This is a genomic window from Paludisphaera rhizosphaerae (assembly GCF_011065895.1).
GTDB lineage: Bacteria > Planctomycetota > Planctomycetia > Isosphaerales > Isosphaeraceae > Paludisphaera > Paludisphaera rhizosphaerae.
The window spans coordinates 68687-86768 of record NZ_JAALCR010000020.1 but is presented as its reverse complement, the minus strand read 5'-3'; the positions used below and the strand labels follow the sequence as shown (position 1 = coordinate 86768).

Annotated in this window: 12 protein-coding genes; 9 read left to right on the top strand and 3 right to left on the bottom strand. The window is 65.4% G+C overall.

The window, feature by feature from the left end; translation table 11 throughout:
* Position 1 precedes the first annotated feature (1 nt).
* Complete coding sequence (locus G5C50_RS23160; RefSeq protein ID WP_255487511.1) at positions 2–577, bottom strand: sugar transferase; 576 nt, start codon at positions 575–577, stop codon at positions 2–4.
* A 1656-nt stretch (positions 578–2233) separates the two neighbouring features.
* On the opposite strand from G5C50_RS23160, the gene G5C50_RS23155 reads away from it, so the two are divergent.
* The 9 genes from G5C50_RS23155 (at position 2234) to G5C50_RS23115 (ending at position 15784) form a co-directional block, all read left to right on the top strand.
* Positions 2234–3301 carry an AAA family ATPase gene (locus tag G5C50_RS23155; RefSeq protein ID WP_165073335.1) on the top strand — a complete coding sequence of 356 codons (1068 nt, stop codon included), beginning with the start codon at positions 2234–2236 and terminating at the stop codon, positions 3299–3301.
* Between the two features lie 26 nt (positions 3302–3327).
* Positions 3328–4188, top strand: a complete 861-nt coding sequence (locus G5C50_RS23150) for a DUF58 domain-containing protein (protein ID WP_165073334.1) — start codon at positions 3328–3330, stop codon at positions 4186–4188.
* The gene (locus G5C50_RS23145; RefSeq protein ID WP_206107819.1) at positions 4185–5054 is read left to right on the top strand and encodes a hypothetical protein; all 870 of its coding nucleotides are present in this window, start codon (positions 4185–4187) and stop codon (positions 5052–5054) included. The genes G5C50_RS23150 and G5C50_RS23145 overlap by 4 nt, the downstream gene beginning before the upstream one ends.
* Positions 5051–5965, top strand: coding sequence for a vWA domain-containing protein (locus G5C50_RS23140; protein WP_165073332.1), 915 nt, complete (start codon positions 5051–5053; stop codon positions 5963–5965). Before G5C50_RS23145 ends, G5C50_RS23140 begins: the two co-directional genes overlap by 4 nt.
* Positions 5959–7014: a vWA domain-containing protein gene (locus tag G5C50_RS23135; RefSeq protein ID WP_206107818.1), complete on the top strand. Its 1056-nt coding sequence runs from the start codon at positions 5959–5961 to the stop codon at positions 7012–7014. The genes G5C50_RS23140 and G5C50_RS23135 overlap by 7 nt, the downstream gene beginning before the upstream one ends.
* A gap of 57 nt (positions 7015–7071) precedes the next feature.
* Positions 7072–7794 carry a hypothetical protein gene (locus G5C50_RS23130; protein ID WP_206107817.1) on the top strand — a complete coding sequence of 241 codons (723 nt, stop codon included), beginning with the start codon at positions 7072–7074 and terminating at the stop codon, positions 7792–7794.
* A 151-nt stretch (positions 7795–7945) separates the two neighbouring features.
* The gene (locus tag G5C50_RS23125; protein WP_165073331.1) at positions 7946–11977 is read left to right on the top strand and encodes a hypothetical protein; all 4032 of its coding nucleotides are present in this window, start codon (positions 7946–7948) and stop codon (positions 11975–11977) included.
* Positions 11978–12485: 508 nt separating this feature from the next.
* Complete coding sequence (locus G5C50_RS23120) at positions 12486–14117, top strand: TolC family protein (protein WP_165073330.1); 1632 nt, start codon at positions 12486–12488, stop codon at positions 14115–14117.
* Positions 14118–14146: 29 nt separating this feature from the next.
* The gene (locus G5C50_RS23115; protein WP_165073329.1) at positions 14147–15784 is read left to right on the top strand and encodes a TolC family protein; all 1638 of its coding nucleotides are present in this window, start codon (positions 14147–14149) and stop codon (positions 15782–15784) included.
* An 83-nt stretch (positions 15785–15867) separates the two neighbouring features.
* Here the strand turns inward: G5C50_RS23115 and G5C50_RS23110 are convergent, their stop codons facing one another.
* Both G5C50_RS23110 and G5C50_RS23105 read right to left on the bottom strand, forming a co-directional pair.
* Entirely contained in the window at positions 15868–16506 is a 639-nt protein-coding gene (locus G5C50_RS23110; RefSeq protein ID WP_165073328.1) for a hypothetical protein, read from the bottom strand.
* Positions 16507–16625: 119 nt separating this feature from the next.
* A complete protein-coding gene (locus G5C50_RS23105; RefSeq protein ID WP_206107816.1) occupies positions 16626–18080 on the bottom strand; it encodes an efflux RND transporter periplasmic adaptor subunit in 1455 nt (484 codons plus the stop codon).
* Positions 18081–18082 lie beyond the last annotated feature (2 nt).

The following is an 18082-nucleotide window of genomic DNA, read 5'->3' as shown; positions in this document are numbered from 1 at the left end:
ATCAACAGGCTCCGCGACGCGCAACGGCGTTTCCGAAGGTCTGAAGGATGAGCCAAACGTCAAGCAGCAGCGAGCGTTCGTCGATGTATCGAAGATCCATCCGAACCCGCTCCTCGTAGGTGGTTGCGCCCGTGCGATTGGCCTGCCAGTACCCTCCCAAGCCGGGCTTGACGGTCAGCAGCTTCTCTCCATGCTCGCCGTACTTCGCGAGTTCCTCAGGCACGATCGGCCTCGGGCCGATCAGACTCATGTGCCCCGTCAACACCTGGAAGAGTTGAGGAAGTTCGTCGAGGCTCGTCTTCCGGAGGAATCGTCCGAATCGGGTCAGCCGCGGATCACGCTCCAGCTTGAAGGAGCCCTGGAATCGAGACCGAAGTTCTGCGTCGGATCGCAGTCGGTGCTCGGCGTCGGCCGACATCGTCCGAAACTTGTAGCACCAAAAAACCTCGCCCCCAAGTCCCAACCTTCGCTGACGGAATAGGATCGGTCCGGGGCTGGTCAACCTGACGAGACCGGCTAGAGCGATCAGCAAGGGCCACAAGGCGAAGAGGGCCGTCGCGGCCACGGCAACGTCCATAACCCGCTTTGACCCGTCGTAAATCCGGACTTGCCGAAGCTCGTCTCTAGAAGCCTCCGAAGCAACTGCAAAATCGCTTTGTTGCTCACATGTATACATCTGGATCCTCGATCGAGTGATGAGGCGGGCCTCGACCGCATCAGCGCAGTCAAGGTCTCAGTAATCCAAAGAGAGGCAGCTGTAGGCGACGGCAGGGAGAGGAGGGGCGTCGACCGTTCGAGGTCGTCGGGGAGGGTCAGCTTGTTGAAACGGCTGTCGAGACGCCGTTGGGTTTCTAGATGCTGCGCGTCGACTCACTCTTGCCGATTGTGGGGAGAGAAGCATCGATGCGGCAAGCCGTTCGAGCCACTAAGGCGTGAGACGGTGTTCACGTGGCATGCGAGTCGAAAATCGGAGTATCGCTTAGGGCTCATGGGTACTCTGAGTCAGGCAATACAAACTACCGAATGAATGTGCGTACGATTTCATGTGAGGATGTTCGATCACGAATGGACATGATCGCGTGCACCACAACGATCTGTCAAGAAAAAATCCGTACTGTTCCGCAACACGCAAATAAACGCCACGCATAACAATACTAAGCACATCGAACACCCTGAGAGGCCTTAGTCTTTTGTCTCGACTCGTTTACTCGAAAGCGCGCTGTGATTCACGAAACGTCAGCCTGATCTGGGCTCGCGATGATCTTCGCAGTCGAACACCTCGGTTATCACCCAGGAGAACGTCTTCCCGAACCAGCGGTATGGGTTCGACTTCGTCGATGAGGAAGACGGGGCTCAAGATGGATTCCAGAGTGACAGGGGGTAGGCGTTCCGATTGATAGCCTCAGGGGTCTCGGACGACCTTGACCGCCGCCAAGATCAGATCAACGAACCTCTGCTTCATCGTGAACATCCTGGATCTCTTCAACGACGCCAAGAGCTTCCCAACCATTCGCGAGATGAGGCCGCCCGACGCAGAACATAAGGGTCATCCCGACGCCTTCGAGAGAAAACCGAATCGGTCGACGATGAACGCCTGAAGCGGGTTCCGGTCCGAGGGATGCTCAAGAAGAGAAGCTTCCGATCTTCGGCAAGTTCCAACACGGCGGCCGGGTCATGATCCGGATGCTGGCGAACATCCAGCAAGCCATGAACCGCCCTGCGGTCGAGGTGCTGATCGCACCAGGGGACGCTCGTCCGCCCCGACGAGTCCGAAATCGACAGCCGACTGGAAAAGTCCGGCGTAATATCGCTCGCCTCGAGTCGCCTGGATCGGAGGAGATCGAGAAACTCGTCTGTGAGGAAGATTCAAGGCGTGGGTCCAGTCTCCAAGTCCGCAATGTTTCGGATTTTTTCACTTGCGGCGGCGACGGGCCGCTCCGATGATTGTCGGAGTTCGGGGTGGGGACCCTCCGGACGCCCTGAGAGCGTCGGAGCGTTTGCAACCTGGGAGCGATCGAAAAGACATCAAGAAGGCATGACGGTCCGTCGGGAGTCAGTCCTTGTTCTGCGGTTCGAGCGATCTCAAGGAGGTCGCCGTTGAGGGTGGACGAGATCGTCTTGCAACAACTGAAGTCGCGTTCCTTGAAGTCTTGAAAGCGTCGATTCAACCTCGGCGTCGCCGGCCCGTTTTTCGGCGTCGTTGGAGGATTCGCTGTGTCTTGCGGACTGAATCATGAATCCAGAAGCTCCCGCGCCGTCTGAACAGGGCGATGATGCCTCGATCGATTCTGAATGCCTGAATTTCATCAGGGACGTGCGCCAGCGCGTGGGGACGGTCGTCGTCGGGCAGGACGTCGTGGTCGAGCGGCTGTTGATCTCGCTCTTCACTGGCGGCCATCTGCTGCTGCAGGGCGTGCCGGGGCTCGCGAAGACGCTGCTGGTCTCAACCCTTTCCCGGACGATCGACCTCCACTTCGCCCGAATCCAGTTCACCGTCGACCTGCTCCCCTCCGACATCGTCGGCTCCGAGATCCTCGACCAGCGGACCAACGATTTCCGCATCCACAAGGGGCCGATCTTCACCAACCTTCTCCTCGCGGACGAGATCAACCGCGCCGCGCCGAAGGTCCAGAGCGCCTTGCTGGAGGCCATGCAGGAGCGGAAGGTGACCATCGGCAATGAGACCTTCCGCCTGCCGACGCCCTTCCTGGTTATCGCGACTCAGAACCCAATCGAGCAGAGCGGGACGTTCGAACTCCCCGAGGCGCAGCTCGACCGCTTCATGCTCTGCCACCGCCTGGACTATCCGACGCCCGAGGAGGAGAAGGAAGTCCTCAAGCGAAACATCGCTCTGGGCGTGCGCCGGGAGGATCGCGGGGCCGTGGCTCGCACCGAGTTCGACGTGCTGGATGGGGGGCCGGTCGCGACGACAGAGGCCCTGGTCCGGGTGATGGAGGCCGTCCACAAGGTCTACGTCAGCGACACGTTCACGGATCACGTTGTTGAGGTGGTCAAGCGGACGCGGACGCACCCGGCCCTGGAACTCGGCGCCAGCCCCCGAGCCGGCATCGCCCTGGTGAAGGGAGCCCGTGCGCGGGCCCTGATCCACGGCCGCCACTATGTGATCCCCGAGGACCTTTTCGCCCTGGCGGAGGACGTTCTCCTGCACCGCATCCGGCTGAGTTACGAGGCCCTTGCCGAAGGGCTGACCGGGCCCGACGTCCTCCGCGAAATCCTGGGCCCCCTCGGGGGACGGGCGGCGGCCCCCGAGGCGGCTCTCGCTAACGGCCACGCGCACTAACGACCGTTGGAAAGGGGCGACCTCGCGTGGAAAGCCGGATCGAAAGCCACGACGTCCTGGACTCGCGGCAATTCCTGATCGCCGTGAAACGGCTCGCCGACAGCCTGAGCTACGGCGCGGATCGTTCCCCCTTTCTGGGATCGGGGGTCGACTACGTCCAGTCGCGGCCCTACCAGTACGGCGACCCGATCAAACTGATCGACTGGCGGGTCACCGCCCGGACGCGGAGGGTCCATGTCAAGGAGTACGAGGCTCCCAAGCGGATGCCCGCCTACCTCCTGATCGACACCTCAGCTTCGATGACCGTGGGCTCGCACCATCCGACCAAGTATGAGACGGCCCTCTTCATCGCGGGGGGCCTGGCTCTCGCCTGCCTGGAGCGTATCAGCCCGGTCGGTGTCCTCGGAGTCGGCGGGCGCAATTTGCACGTCACGCCGACAATGTCGAAGGACCAGGTCATGCAGTGGCTGCACAAGCTGCGGAGCTACCGCCGCGACGAGCCCACTTCGCTGGGTTCTCGGCTGGCCGAACTGACGCCCAGCCTGACGCACCGGGTGCTCGTGATCGTCCTCAGCGACCTTCACGACCCCAAGGCCGTCCCCTCGCTCCGCCGGCTCGCTCAGCAGCACGACCTCGCCGTCCTGCAGTTGCGAGACCCGGCCGAGGAGAGCCTGCGAGGCGTCGGCTTCGTCCGAGGCCGCGAGGCTGAGACCGGGGCTCCCGTGCTCGTTCGACGCAGGGCCCGGTGGCTCGACCAGCAGGCTGTTGAGGAGGGATTCAAGAAGCGGGGGATCGATCACCTGCTGATCGACGTCGACAAGCCCTACGTCTCCCGGCTCCGCCAGTTCTTCCGGATGCGGGACCTCCTGGGACGGGGGGCCCGATGATCATGATTCACCGCTCGACAACGATCGCCGTCGCCCTGTTCGCAGCGTTCGGCTCGTCGCGAGCCGAGTCGCCCGCGGCCTCGACCAACTCCACCGTGGGCATGCCCGCTCGGATCGACCAGCTCGTGATTCCGGGGACGGAGTTGGAGGTGAAGCCGATCGAGGACCGCCGCGAGCCGCTCATCCTGCGGATCGTCGACGCTTTCCCGCACGGCTCGGCGTTTCGATACAACCTCGTCTATTACGCCCTCGAACCGGGCGAGTACGACCTGCGGAAGTATCTCCGGCGCAAGGACGGCTCGGAACTGGGCGAGGTTCCAGCGATTGCGGTTCGGGTCACGCCCACGCTTGCGGCGGGGCAGATCCAGCCGCACTCGCTTCAACTCGAACCGTCGCCCCCGATGGGAGGGTATCGCTTCCTGATCGCCGTGGGGGCGTCGCTCTGGCTTGCCGGGCTGACGTACATCCTGATGCGGGGCCGACGCACCGCCGCCTCGCGTCGGGTCGAGGCCGCACGGCCGATCACCCTCGGCGAGCGTCTGAAGCCTCTCGTGGGCGCGGCCATCGACGGCACACTCGACGATTCCGGCAGGGCGGAGTTGGAAAGACTTCTCATCGGCTACTGGCGTGATCGACTGGGTCTGCAGGGGGAACGGCCGGCCGTCGCGCTCGCCGCGATGCGAGCGAACCCCGAGGCCGGCCCGCTCCTTCGCGGCCTGGAAGACTGGCTGCATCGGCCCGACTTCGATCCCAAGGCGCGCGGCGAGGAACTGGCCGCGCTCCTGCGTCCCTACCTCAACGCCGATGAAACGATCCCCGCTCATGAGGGTGAGCCAGCGCAGGTTGTTGCGGGGGGAACGTCGTGAGCTTCGCCTACCCGTTCGTCCTGCTGCTGCTGGTCGTGCCGTTGGCTCTCCTGGTGTGGACCTGGAAGCGATCGGACGGACGAGTGGCCCTGCCGTTCGACCACGGTCGGCCCAACGCCGCACGGGGATGGGCGTTCCTGATCGGCCTGGCGGAATCGCTGCCGGCGCTCGTCCTGGCCGCGGTGATCGTCATCCTGGCGGGGCCGCAGCAACTCAGCGCGCCTCGGAGCCGCCGGGCGCTGACGAACATCGAGTTCTGCGTCGACGTTTCCGGCAGCATGACCGCCCCGTTCGGCGAGGGAAGTCGTTACGACGCCTCGATGAAGGCGATCGACGAATTCCTGGACATCCGCAAGGGCGACGCCTTCGGCCTGACCTTCTTCGGCAACAACGTTCTCCACTGGACGCCCCTGACCAGCGACGCCTCGGCCATTCGGTGCGCTCCGCCGTTCATGAAGCCGGAAAACGTCCCACCCTGGATGGGGGGGACGATGATCGGTCAGGCCCTGATGGCCTGCAAAAACGTCCTAGTCGAGCGGCCTGAGGGGGACCGAATGATCATCCTGGTCACCGACGGCGACAGCTTCGACCTCTCCAACGGCAACGACGAGACGATCGCCCAGGACCTCAAGCGGAACAACATCGCCGTCTTCGAGATCCACATCTCCGAGGGCGATCCGCCCGCCGAGATCATCAACATCACGAGTATCACCGGCGGTGAGGTTTTCCCGGTCGGCGACCCCGGCTCGCTCGAGTCCGTCTTCAAGCGGATCGACTCGATGCAGGCGACCCGGCTGGAGAAGACGGCTCCGGAGGTGCTGGACGATTTCCGGCCCGTCTGCCTGGCCGGGCTTTCGCTTCTGGGACTCACGGGCCTCACGCTTTTCGGGCTGAGGTACAACCCATGGTGACCTTCGGCCTGGTCGAAACGGCGATGCTGGGCGCGGCGATGCTCGTTGCGATGGCCGAGATCCTCCACGCGCGCCGGGTTCGTCGGATCGCCACGCTCGCCTTCGGCCCGACTGGTCGCCCGTCCCCCTGGGCGCGGTTCGCCCCGCTGATCCGGATCGCCGCCGTCTCAGCGCTGACGTGGGGGCTGGGAACGCTGTTGGTCCTGCCGCCGAAGATGCATGCGGCCGAAGCTCTTCCCGACTCCCAGCGCCGGCACGTCGTCGTGGTGCTGGACGTTTCCCCCAGCATGCGGCTGCGGGACGCCGGCCCCAACGCCGACCAGAGTCGAATGCAGCGGGCGGCGGGGGTGATGGAGTCCATGCTCCAGCGGATCCCCGTCGAGATGTACCTCCTTTCGGTCGTGGCCTGCTACAACGGGTCGAAGCCCGTGGTGGTCGACACGAAAGACCTGGAGGTCGTGCGCAACATTTTCGGCGACCTTCCGCTCCAGTACGCGTTCCCGGCCGGCCAGACCGACCTCTTCTCCGGACTCGAGGAGGCCGTCAAGATCGCCCAGCCGTGGCAGCCCAGGAGCACCCTGCTGGTCATGTTCTCCGACGGCGACACCGTTCCCGCCACGGGGATGCCCAAGCTGCCGGCGTCAATCGCCGACGTCCTGATCATCGGCGTGGGCGACCCGCGCACGGGATCGTTCATCGACGGCCGGATGTCGCGTCAGGATTCCGGCACGCTCCGGCAGATCGCGACTCGCCTGGGGGGGACGTACCACGACGGCAATCAGAAGCATGTCGGTTCGACGCTCCTCTCGACGCTGACCGTGATTCCTCGGAAGTCGGCGTTTGAGCAGCTCACGCGCCGCGAGTACGCCCTGATCGCCTGCACGATCGGTGGCCTGGCGTTGGCCTTCTTGCCGATGCTGTTGCACTATTACGGGACTCGCTGGCGGCCAGGCGTGCCGCTCGCCAGGATCCGCGAGCGGCTGGCCGAGCCCCGAAGGCCGATTTCGAAATACCGAGAATTGGAAGAAATCGCTACATTCAAGAAGTGAGCTCGGCGAACGCCGAATGCGACGGGCCGGATCCGTTCTTATTGCAAAGGGGATGAGATGCGAATCCTGGTACTTCTCGGCTGGTTGATGGTGCCGGTGGCCTTCGGGGCCTACCACTACGGTCCGGGGCAGGAGAAGCTCCGGCTCGACGATGTTGGAAAGACCCTCCAGGCGGCGGACCGACTGGCCGCCGAGGAAGATTGGGCGGCGGCGATCGCCAAGTACGATTCCGCACTGTCGCAGCTTCCCGAAGGCCGGCTCGACGACGCCCGCCGGATCAAGCTCCAGCGGGCCAAGGTCCGGATGCAGGACCGCAAACTCCCCGAGGCCTACGCTGACCTCACGGAGTTGGTGGACCAGCTCGAGGACGACAAGTCGGCCGACCCCGAGCTGGTCGACGACGCTCGCGAGGCTTTGGCGAACTCCCAGTACTACATGACCTGGCTGATGCGGCTGGAAGGGCTTCCGAACGCCGAATGGGAGCCCGAGATCGACGGCGCCCGCCAGACCTACCGCCTGCTCGCCGAGCAGGCCGAGGCTTGCGGCGACCAGGCCAGGGCCAAGGAACTTCGTGAGGATCTGGAGAGCACGATCCGCCTGGCCCGGCTCGATCTGGATGAACTCCAGGGCCTGGACCTCCCCTCTCAGTGCAAGAATTGCAAGAGCGGCCAGTGCAACAAGCCGGGGAAGAAGCCGGGGAAGAAGCCCAACGGCCAGAAGCCTCCCAAGGATGCTCGCGGGGCCAGCTCCGGCCCCCCGCCGGACAACTCCGGCTCCTGATCCGCCGGTTCGTTCGACGCGGGGCTGAACTAGCCCCGCGTCGGCCTTGCCGGAGCCTTGCAGATCGATCCTGTTTACGATGCTTCGCCCCCCTGTTCGGGGGCGCGATCGGGGACGCTGTCGCCGTCGCCATCATCCGAGGTTCATCGCCATGAGTCGCTTCCGCCGGACGACGGCCCTGCTTGGGGTCGCGACCTCCCTGATCGTCGCACTGGTCTCGGCCTCCGCCCAGACCCCCACGGCTCCGCCTCCGCCCACCACGACGGTCATCATTGGGAAAGGGGCGGTGTCGGTGGGCTCGGCCGTCATCTCCGGAAGCGTCGCCCCGACGAGCCCGGCCGCCGTCGTCACGACGCCGGGCCAAACGCCTGCGGGCGTGGTCGCCGGCGCGACTCCGGCCCGGGTTGCGGAACGCGTTCGCGAGGGCGAACTCCCTTCCGACGTTTTCGCGCCTCTTTCCCCCGAGGCCGCCGCCGCGAAGGCCGCCGCCGAGGCCAAGAAGCAGCAGCAACTCCAGAAGGTTCAGCAGCTCACCTTCGACCGTCGACCTTCGGCGATGCTCAAGGCGTGGTCTACCCCCCGCGAGGTTGCGTTGAAGGAGGGGACGAGCGCGACGTCGTCCAACTCCTCGATCCCTCCCGGAGTTTCCGCTGCCACGATCCGGAGGCTCCAGGCGGCCGGCGCCCCCATCGCAACGCCCGTAACTGAGACGCCGACGCCCTCGCCGACGGCCGCCGCTGGGACGACCGATACGTTCGATCGCGACCTGAAGGCCCTCCAACTCGACGTGACGCTCGGCGACTGGCCGGCCGTCAAGGCGGACCTCCAGAAGCTCGACGCCGAGATCGGCAAGGCTGCTTACGGCCAGTTGCTTCAGTCGCTCTCCTCGGGCCCGAACAACTCCTCGATGATGCAGGGGCAGATCCAGTACATGAACGGGGTGCAGGTCGCCATGCCCCCTCCCCAGCAATTCACTATGGAGAAGAACGTCTTCTCGAACGAGGACGTCCTGGCCCTCGCGCGAGTCTCGCCGACTCGCCTGGAGAAGGAGCGGATCGCCCCACTCGGCCAGATCCTCCGTCAGGCGATCGAGCAGGGGAACGTGGTAGAGGACTTCGTCGCCAGGGTTCGCGAGGAAGTGAAGAAGCCCGAGAAGGACGCCGCCTTGACCGAGCGTCAGGCCGCCCTCGTCCTGTTCGCCGCGGGGAATCCGTTGGAAGCCGGGGCGTTCCTGCCGCCGTTCGACAAGGCCGTCGCCTCCAACGATCGCGAGGCTCTCAATCTGTTGGCCCGCCACTACCTGGCTCTGAACGCTCGCGACAAGAAAGCCCAGCAGTTGGAGCAGGCCTGGAACGCCACCCAGGCCGCCCTGGCGGCCGGAACCGTCGACCGCGAGCAGAAGGAAGAGGCCGTACGCCGGGCCGTCGAACTGACCCCCAAGATCCGCGACGAACTGGGCAGGACTTGGCTGGAGACGAGCTTCGGCGAACGCCCCGAGCGCGGGATGGAGATCATCGCGGCCATCGGAGCGGCGTCCTCGCAGGGGCTGCAAACCCACGGGTTCGATACGGACTACCGTCTCAAGTCGCTGGAGCTGCAAAAGCTGGCCGTCGACACCCTGCTGGCCAAAGCTCCGGAGCGGGCCAAGGCCTGGCGGAACAGCCTCGCCCTGCTGGCCGAGGCCTGGCTGAAGGAGGCCGACTTCTCCCGGCGCTTCGACCTCACGAGGAGCCTGGGGCCGCGGATGCAGTACGACTCCTTCGGCAACGTCTACTACAGCAACATGATGAGCGAGATGTCGCCCGAGATGATGATGCAGCGCCAGGGGAACATGCCCAAGGCCCTGACCACCGGCGACGTCCTCAAGAATCGCCCTGGCGACGCCTGGCTGGAATCGCTCGACGACGGGATCAAGCCCAAGTTCGCGACCGTCCTCGCCCAACTCTATCTGAAAGTGGACGAGGAGGAGACGGCGTTCCCTTTCATTGAGAGGCTTGCGACCACGAACCCCCGCCAGGCCAAGGAGCTAGCCGAGGAGTTCGTCCGAACCTGGACCAAGAACCACGACCCGAACTCTCAGCAACTCCAACGCAGCCGATTCTTCTACGTCTACGGCTTCGAGTCCCGCGCCGAGGGCATCCCGCTGACCCGTTCCAAGCAGGAGCGAAACCTCGTTGAGCTGTCGGACTGGATCAAGCGGCTCCGGCAACTCCCCATCGGCGACCTTGATGAGAGCTTGCTGACCAAGGCGTTCACCGCCTGCCACAGCCCGGCCGAGGTTTACCGGCTCGACGCCATCAATCGAGTCTTCGGCTCGTTCGACGCCCTCAAGCCGACGACCCTCGCCAGCTTGATTCAGCAGATGCGGGCGAATCTCGTCAGCGTCTGGCGCCAGCCCGAGCAACAGCAGCAACAGAAGACCAAGCGGAAGGAGAAAGACATCCGCGCGGAGGTCCTCCGCGGCTACGAGGTCGCGCGGAGCGTCGTCGACCAGGGACTCGCGAAACACGCCGACCACTGGGCTCTCGTGCTAGCCAAGGCAGCCCTCCTCCACGACGAAAACAACTATCGCCAGGAGTTGGAGCACAGCCCCGAATACGCGCCTCGACGGCAAGAAGCGATGGCCGGTTTCAAGAAGGCCGCCGACCTCTATCTGGCCGCTGCGCCGGGACTGCCGCAGGATGAGCAATCGACCCAGCCGTTCGACGTTTGGTTCCTCGCCGCGCTCGGAGCCTGCGACGTCGGCGCGATCACCGACGAGTCGCTCCCCGACCCCAAGCAGCCGCCGCTCATCAAGCAGTCGCTCGCGAGCCTGAAGGGTGAGGAGGGGGAACGCCACCTGAGCAAGTTCGCCAACACGCTCTTCACCCAGCTCAACAACGTGAAGCCGTCGGTGAAGGTCCGCTACCTCAAGTACGGGCTGGAGATCGTCGGCGATCATCCCCAGGCGCATGAGGCCAAGAAGGTCTACGAGTATTACCGCGACCTGGTCACGGAGATCAAACTCGTCTCCCAGATCGACGGCCCGGATACGGTCGGCCACGGCAAGCCGTTCGGCGTGTTCGTGAACCTACTCCACACGAAGGAGATCGAGCGCGAGTCCGGCGGCTTCGGCCGCTACCTCCAGAACCAGAATTCCGGCGGCCTCATGTACTACAACTACGGCCGACCGCTGGTGAACTATCGGGACAAGTTCCAGGAGGTCGTCAAACAGGCCCTCAACGACCAGTTCGAAATCGTCTCCGTGACGTTCCAGGATGAGAAGGTCAACTCGCGGGCGACGAACGACTACGGCTGGCGCGTCACCCCATACGCCTATCTGTTGCTCAAGGCGCGAGGGCCCAAGGTGGACAAGCTCGCTCCCTTGCGGCTGGACCTCGACTTCATGGATACCTCGGGCTATGTCATCCTCCCCGTGGAGTCCCCGCCGCTGCCGCTCGACGCTTCGACTGACGCTCCGTCGGCTCGCCCCTTCACGCATGTCGAACTCACCCAGACGCTGGACGAGCGCCAGGCGGACGACGGTAAGTTGATCGTCGAGGTCAAGGCGACGGCCCACGGCCTGGTCCCCGAGATCGACAATCTGCTCGACCTGAAGGCCGAAGGCTTCAAGCTCGCCGACGTCGAGGACCAGGGGCTCGCCGTCTCCCGATTCGATCCCGACAGCCCGGAGAACGTCGTCGATTCCGAGCGCACGTGGCTGGTGAAGTATCAGGGCTCCGCCGACCAGGGCGAGCGTGCGTCCTCGTTCCACTTCCCCACGTCCAAGGTTGACGGCGCGAACCTCGTCTACCAGCGGTACGTCGACGCCGATCTAGCCAAGGTCGAGCCCGTCGTCGCTCTCGAATCGCGATACGGCGAAGCCGCCCGCGGCTGGCTCTGGTGGGTTGTCGGCGGTCTCGTCGCAGGGCTTGCGGCCCTCGGCGGACTCCTCGCCTACCTCCGTAATCGTCCCAGGAGCGTCAAGGAGGCGCGTTTCACCCTGCCCGATCCGATCACACCCTTTTCGGTCCTGGGCCTTCTCCACGAGATCCAGCGCCACAACGGGCTACCCGCGCCGCAGTTCAGCGAACTGGGCCGGTCGATCAGTCAGCTCGAACGCCATTACTTCTCCGACCAGAACGGCGAGCCGGACCCGGACCTCCGGCGGATCGCCGAGACCTGGATTTCGCGGAGTTCCTGACCTGCCCGAGCCGGAGTCTATCCACAAGTCTTGCTGAGACGGCACTTTCATCAAGCCGGCGGCCGTTCGACGGCCGCCGGCTTGATCAACTTCCACGTCCGTCGATCGCGTCTCCTCGCTCGAATCCGCCGATCATTCAGTGGGGGTTGGCCGGTCTGAGACGAGGGTTTCGTAAAAGCGGGTTAATTCAACAGCGACGGTGGTCGATGAGTAAGACTGGATCGCGCCGGTTGATCCGGTGATGATCCGCTCGGAACGGGCGGCGAAGGAGAGCCTTCCCCACGGTTGGGCTTCCTGGCGGAATCGGCGACGGAGCGTCGTCGGCTGTTGCTCGTTGGTTGTTGCAATTTCTCCGGTTCGACGACTCGCGAGCATCACCTGCACCCCAAACGGGTCTGGATCAACGTAGCTTTCCTCAAGGTCGAACGGCGTTCCAAGCTGGGCGACGGGGAAAGCTGTACCGACCCTGGTAGGGAGAGCCGGCGCAATCGTCGCATGGAGGCTGCAAATGGTCGCTCACGCACGGACCGCGATCGTCTTGATCGCGGCGTTGCTCTGCCACGCCGGACGGCCTCCACGGGCCGGGGCGCAGACGCCCATCCCTATTCCTAGACCTTCGACCGTCGATGAAGTCGACCGAGTTCCAGAGGTCTTCCCTCGCGACGGGATGGGGGTCGGACGGGCCCCAGGCGTCGTCGACGCGATCACGACGCCGTCCTCGCCAGCGACTCTCCTGGCTCCCGACGTCCGTCCGATCGACCTGAACACGGCGCTGCGTCTGGCAGGGGCCCAGAATCCCCAGCTTCTGATCGCGCGGCAACGGGTCGTGGAGGCGACGGCTCTAAGGCAACTTGCCGCGGCCCAGTTCCTTCCCTCGCTCAACCTCGGCGGCAACTACGACTTACACACAGGCAATTTGCAGCAGTCCAACGGCAACATCCTGTCGGTGAACCGGTCAGCGATGTACGTGGGGGCGGGAAGCGGGGCGGTGGCGGCGGGGACCGTGAGCATCCCGGGACTCGTTCTGGAGGGGAACGCCGCGGTCGCCGTTTACGGGTATCTGGCGGCGCGTCAGTTCCAGGCCGCCCGGGGGTTCGAGGCCTGGGCGGTTCGCAATCAGGCGTTTCTGCAGACGACGCTGGCCTATTCGGAACTGTTGCGAGCGGAGGGCCGTCGGTCCATCGCGCTGCAGGTCCGCGACGAGGCGAAGCGCGTCGCTGAGTTGACCGCATCCTACGCGAACGCCGGCCAGGGCCGCGCCGCAGACGCTCACCGGGCCCTGACCGAATTGCAGGCCCGCGAGTACGATATCCAGCAGGCCGAGGAGGCGGTGCTCGTGGCCTCGGCGCAGCTCTGCTTCGTGCTGAACATCGACCCTTCGGTGCGCCTCCACCCGACCGACGCCTTCGTCGTTCCGCACCCGATCGTCCCCGACCCAACGCCTGTCGCTGAGCTGATCGCTCTGGGGCTGCTCCAGCGGCCGGAATTGAAAGAGTGGCGGGCGTCGATCCAGGAGGCCCTGATGGTTCTGGACGGTGCTCGGGCGTTGCCGTTCTCGCCGACCGTCTTGATCGGCTATAGCGCGGGCGGTTTCGGCGGTGGCAGCAATCTCGTGCGTCCGGTCGTCGGCGGATTCGGAGGTCGTCAGGACCTGGACGTCGTCGGCTTCTGGACTCTTCAGAATCTAGGGGTTGGAAACGCGTCCTTGATCAACGTGGCCAAGGCCAGGCTGGGGGTCGCGAAGTATCGGGAAATCTTCGTCCTCGACCAGGTCCGCGCCGAGGTGGCCGAGGCCTACGCCAAAACTCACGCGCGTTACGCCCGCATCGAGACGTCCGAGCGAGCCGTCGAGAGCGGAATCAAAGGATTCGCCGAGGACCTGCTGCGGATCGAGAACACGGTGGCTCCGGCCATCGAGACCGTCGACAGCCTGCGGCTGCTGGCCCGGGCTCGTAACGCCTATCTGGACGCAATCATCGATTACGACCGGGCGCAGTTCGAACTGTACGTCGCCCTGGGTCAGCCTCCGGCCGATACCCTGGCCCGTCCCGCCCCGGTGGACGGCGTCGGACCGACCAATCGCGGAAACCTCGGCGCTGCGGCACAGCCTCCAGCCGAAGCCGCTCCGGCTGGACGATGAATCGCGGTCTCGTTGCGACTGGGGGAACGATGGAGCTATCGAGTCCGGCGGAGCCGGGACAGACGAAGCGATCGCGACGCCGACGTGGGGCGTGGTCGCGCAGCCGCCGGTTGGCGTTGGCCTCGGTCCTGGCGGCTCCGCTGCTTCCCGGGTGCATGACGCTGACCTGGAAGTCGAAGGGACGGGACGAGTCGGTCGTCGCCGCATCGGCGGACGCGGCGGCTGAGGTCTCGGAGTTCGAGGGGGCGTCGATCCCGGCGAAACCCCAGGAGTACGCCGTCGATCTGTCGTCGGCCCTGCGCCTGGCTGAGGTCGAGAACCCGCAGATCGCCGAGGCCCGCCAGCGCGTGGGAGAGGCGGTCGCCGTTCTCCAGGGAGCGCGGGTTCTTCTACTCCCCTCGCTCAACCTGGGCGCCAACTACCACGACCATCTGGGGAATCTCCAGCGTTCGTCCGGTCGAATCCTGGCCCTGAGAGAACGCTCGCTTTACTTCGGCGGCGGTGCGGACGTCGTCGCGGCGGGGACGGTCGAGATCCCGGCCGTGTGCATCATCAGCCCCTTGACCGATGCGATCTTCGAGCCGCTCGCCGCGCGTCAGGAGGTCGACCGGGCCAAGTTCGACGCCACGGCCACGGCCAACAGCGTCCTCATGGACGTCTCGCAACTCTACTTCGAACTGATGGCCACCGAGGGCTTCCTGGGCGCCCGTCGGGAGATGGCTGAGAAGGGTGGGGAAGTCGCCCGCCTGACTCGCGCCTACGCCGACGCCGGAGAAGGACGCGAGGCCGACGCAATGCGGGCCGCGACCGAGCTCAGGCTGATTGGCGTCGAGGTGCGCAAGGCCGAGGAGGAGGTCGCCGTCGCCGGGGTTCGGCTCGCGCGTCGGCTTCACCTCGATCAGGCCGTCCAGCTTCGGCTGATCGCTCCTACCGACGAGACGACGACGATCGTCGACCCGGCGATTCCGCTGCCTGAACTCCTGCGGACGGGTCTGACCTATCGCCCCGAGGTCCGCGCTCGATCTGCCGCCGTCGATGCGGCGGGCTATCGTGTGGATCAGGAGAAGTTCCGCCCTGCGCTGCCGACAATCCTGGTCGGCTTCAGCGGCGGAGCCTTCGGCGGCGGCAGCAACCTGTTCGGCACGCAGGTCGCGAACGTCGGCAGCCGCACCGATCTGGACGTCGGCCTCTTCTGGACGCTCAGCAACCTCGGCGGCGGCAACCTCGCTTTAATCCGGAGACGGGCGGGCGAATTGGGCCAGGCCGAGGGCGAACGACAGAGGGCGATTGCCCAGGTCCGGGCCGAGGTCGCATCGGCCTACGCATCCGTGAACGCCTCGCGGCGTAGGCTCGACGTCACCGCCCTCGAGCTGGAGAGCGCCCGCGCGGGTTTTCGCGAGGACGTGGACCGCATCCGAAGCACGGTGGGCCGGCCGCTTGAGGTCGTGAACAGCCTCCAACTGCTCAACGGGGCTCAGATCGCCCGCATCCGCGCGGTGGCGGACTACAACCAGGCTGAGTTCCGGCTGTTCGTCTCGTTGGGCTCGCCCCCGCCGCTGATCGCGGGCTCGGCGGAGCCTTCCACGGCCCCGCCGATCGCATCTCCGCCCCTCCCGCCGCTCGCCGAGTTGACCGGACCCGGCCTAGGCCTCGGGCACGGACATTAGACGACTCACGACTGGGGACGAAAGACGAACGACCCGGGCCCGTCCAATGACGGGCCCGGGTCGTTCGTCGAGGCGCCGGCGGTTCAGGTCATCCGCGGGTGGGCGGCCTCGTACTGGGCGAAGTTCGTCCAGAAGATGGGGAAAGCTCGAAGCACCTGACGGCCATAGCGGTCGACGACCTGAATGTCGAACTGGTTGATGCCGTCGGTCATGGTCGGCGTGAACTCGAAGTACCCGTTTTCGTCGGCGACGGCGGCGGGACCGCGGAGTTTCAGGTCGGTCGTACCGGTCCCCGAGAAGATCAGGGCTCCAGGCTGGGTGCGGCCGATCACGGTCGGCTGACGGCTGATCGTGACGCCGCCGCTGTTTTGCGGGAGTGCTCCCCGGGCTTGATCCTCGGGCGCGATCTTGAGCTGGACGTTCAGCGGAATCCTGGGGCCGACGGGCGGCAGGAGCCGAAGTAGGATACGGCCATCGTCCTGGCCGATCTGGCCGTTGTGATTCAGGTCGTACACCGGGTTGTAGCGGGGGCCGCCGGAGATGCTGGGATAGGCGGCGACGAACCCCTGAAGGGCTTCAAGGGTGCTTTCTCCGCTGAACGCGGAGGCGTCGACCGAGGATGTCGTGGCGGTCGACCGCGACATCCTCAGTCCAGCGCTGAGCAGTTGTTTCCCCTCCAGGCTCTCAACGCCAGGCGCGAAGCGGCGATTCTCAAGGCGCATGGCTTCTCCCACGTCACGAACCCTGATCGGCAGGGCGGCGAGTAGACGCGCCCCCACGTGGATTCGATCGGCCGATGACGTCGTCCGCGTCCATCAAATGCCCTCGACGCTCGCCGGGCTTATTCATGATGGACCGGTTTCGGCGTCTCCTTCGCGGGACGAGACTGTTCAGGGGCTGGTTGGACGGGTGTTCCATCCGCGACCGAGCCGACGTCGAGGATGACCTGATCGTCGGACGTGATCCCCGAGAGGATTTCGATCCGTAAGCCGTCGTCGGCGCCGATCTCGACGCGGGTCTTCTTCGCCACGCCGTCCTTGATCGCGAAGACGTCGCCCTTTCCCCCATGCGACTCGCCGACGAGGGCCGACGCCGGGATCGTGAACGTTTTGGTCGACTGATCGAGGATGACAGTGGCCACGCCGTACATGCCGGGACGCAGCTCGAGGTCGGGGTTGGGCAGGTCGATCTCCGTGTACATGGTGCGGCTGGTTGGATCCTCGGAGTTGGCGAAGCGGGAGACCGCCCCCTTGAAGACGCGCCCGGGGATCGCGTCGAGCGTCACGTCGGCCTCGTCGCCGACGTCGGCGTAAGGGACGTCGCGATCGGGGATCTGGGTGACCACGCGGACCTTGTCGATTCGCGCAACCGTGAGCAGGGGGATCGTCCCTCCCTCGGCCGCCGAGCGTATAAAGGCGCCGGGGAAATAGTTGCGGCGGGTAACGACGCCGTCGTAAGGGGAAGAGATCTTCATGTAAGCGACGAACGTCTGGGCCCGGGCGTGCTTCGCCCTGGCGACCTGGACGGCGGCCCTGGCCACGACGACGTCGGCCTCGGCCTTCTTCACGCGGGCGACCGCGGCCTCAAGCTGAGCCTTGGCGTTGAGCACGGCCTTCCGTGAAGCCGTCTCTGAGGCCATCGCCGACTCGTATCCTTCCTCCTCCTCATCGGCGATCTGCTGGGGGATCGCCTGCCGGGCTACAAGGTCGCGGTAACGCGCGTATTTCTTCTCGTGGTAATTGCGCATCGAGGCGTACCGCTCGACCTCGGCCTCCGCCTGTTCGACGGCCGTGGCGAAAGCCGATCGATCCGCTTGCGCCGAGTCGACCAGGGCCTGAGCCTGTACGACGACCGCCTCCGCCTGGGCGACGTCGGCGGCGGTTCGGTTCGCCTCCTCGACGTCCTCGGGGTCGTCGATCTCGGCAAGGATCTGGCCGGCCTTCACGTGGTCGCCGTAGTCGACGTACAGTTTCGACAGGTAGCCGGACACCTTGGCGAAGAGGTCGGCCTCCTGGAACGGCTGCACCGAGCCGATCTGCGCGCTGGTTCGGCGGATCCCGCCGGGGGAAGGCCGGACCACTCGGACGGTGATCGGCTCGGCCGACTTCGTTTCGGCGTTCGAGTCCGCGATGGTCTTGCGCGCCTCGGCCCGCCGTCCCACCAGCCCCCACCACGCGACAGCGAGGCCCACGAGGCCGATCGCGACGAGGGCCGTGATGCGTCTGAACCATCCGCCCGACCGGGTCGATATCGGCGGCTTTTCTTTCGTCTCGACGGATCTCACAGCGTTCGACACGG

Excerpts from the sequence above, each read along its gene's own strand:
- G5C50_RS23115 (WP_165073329.1), top strand. The coding sequence starts at position 14,147 with ATGGAGCTATCGAGTCCGGCGGAGCCGGGACAGACGAAGCGATCGCGA.
- G5C50_RS23160 (WP_255487511.1), bottom strand. The coding sequence starts at position 577 with ATGGACGTTGCCGTGGCCGCGACGGCCCTCTTCGCCTTGTGGCCCTTG.
- G5C50_RS23120 (WP_165073330.1), top strand. The coding sequence starts at position 12,486 with ATGGTCGCTCACGCACGGACCGCGATCGTCTTGATCGCGGCGTTGCTC.
- G5C50_RS23125 (WP_165073331.1), top strand. The coding sequence starts at position 7,946 with ATGAGTCGCTTCCGCCGGACGACGGCCCTGCTTGGGGTCGCGACCTCC.
- G5C50_RS23110 (WP_165073328.1), bottom strand. The coding sequence starts at position 16,506 with ATGCGCCTTGAGAATCGCCGCTTCGCGCCTGGCGTTGAGAGCCTGGAG.
- G5C50_RS23145 (WP_206107819.1), top strand. The coding sequence starts at position 4,185 with ATGATCATGATTCACCGCTCGACAACGATCGCCGTCGCCCTGTTCGCA.
- G5C50_RS23135 (WP_206107818.1), top strand. The coding sequence starts at position 5,959 with ATGGTGACCTTCGGCCTGGTCGAAACGGCGATGCTGGGCGCGGCGATG.
- G5C50_RS23155 (WP_165073335.1), top strand. The coding sequence starts at position 2,234 with ATGAATCCAGAAGCTCCCGCGCCGTCTGAACAGGGCGATGATGCCTCG.
- G5C50_RS23130 (WP_206107817.1), top strand. The coding sequence starts at position 7,072 with ATGCGAATCCTGGTACTTCTCGGCTGGTTGATGGTGCCGGTGGCCTTC.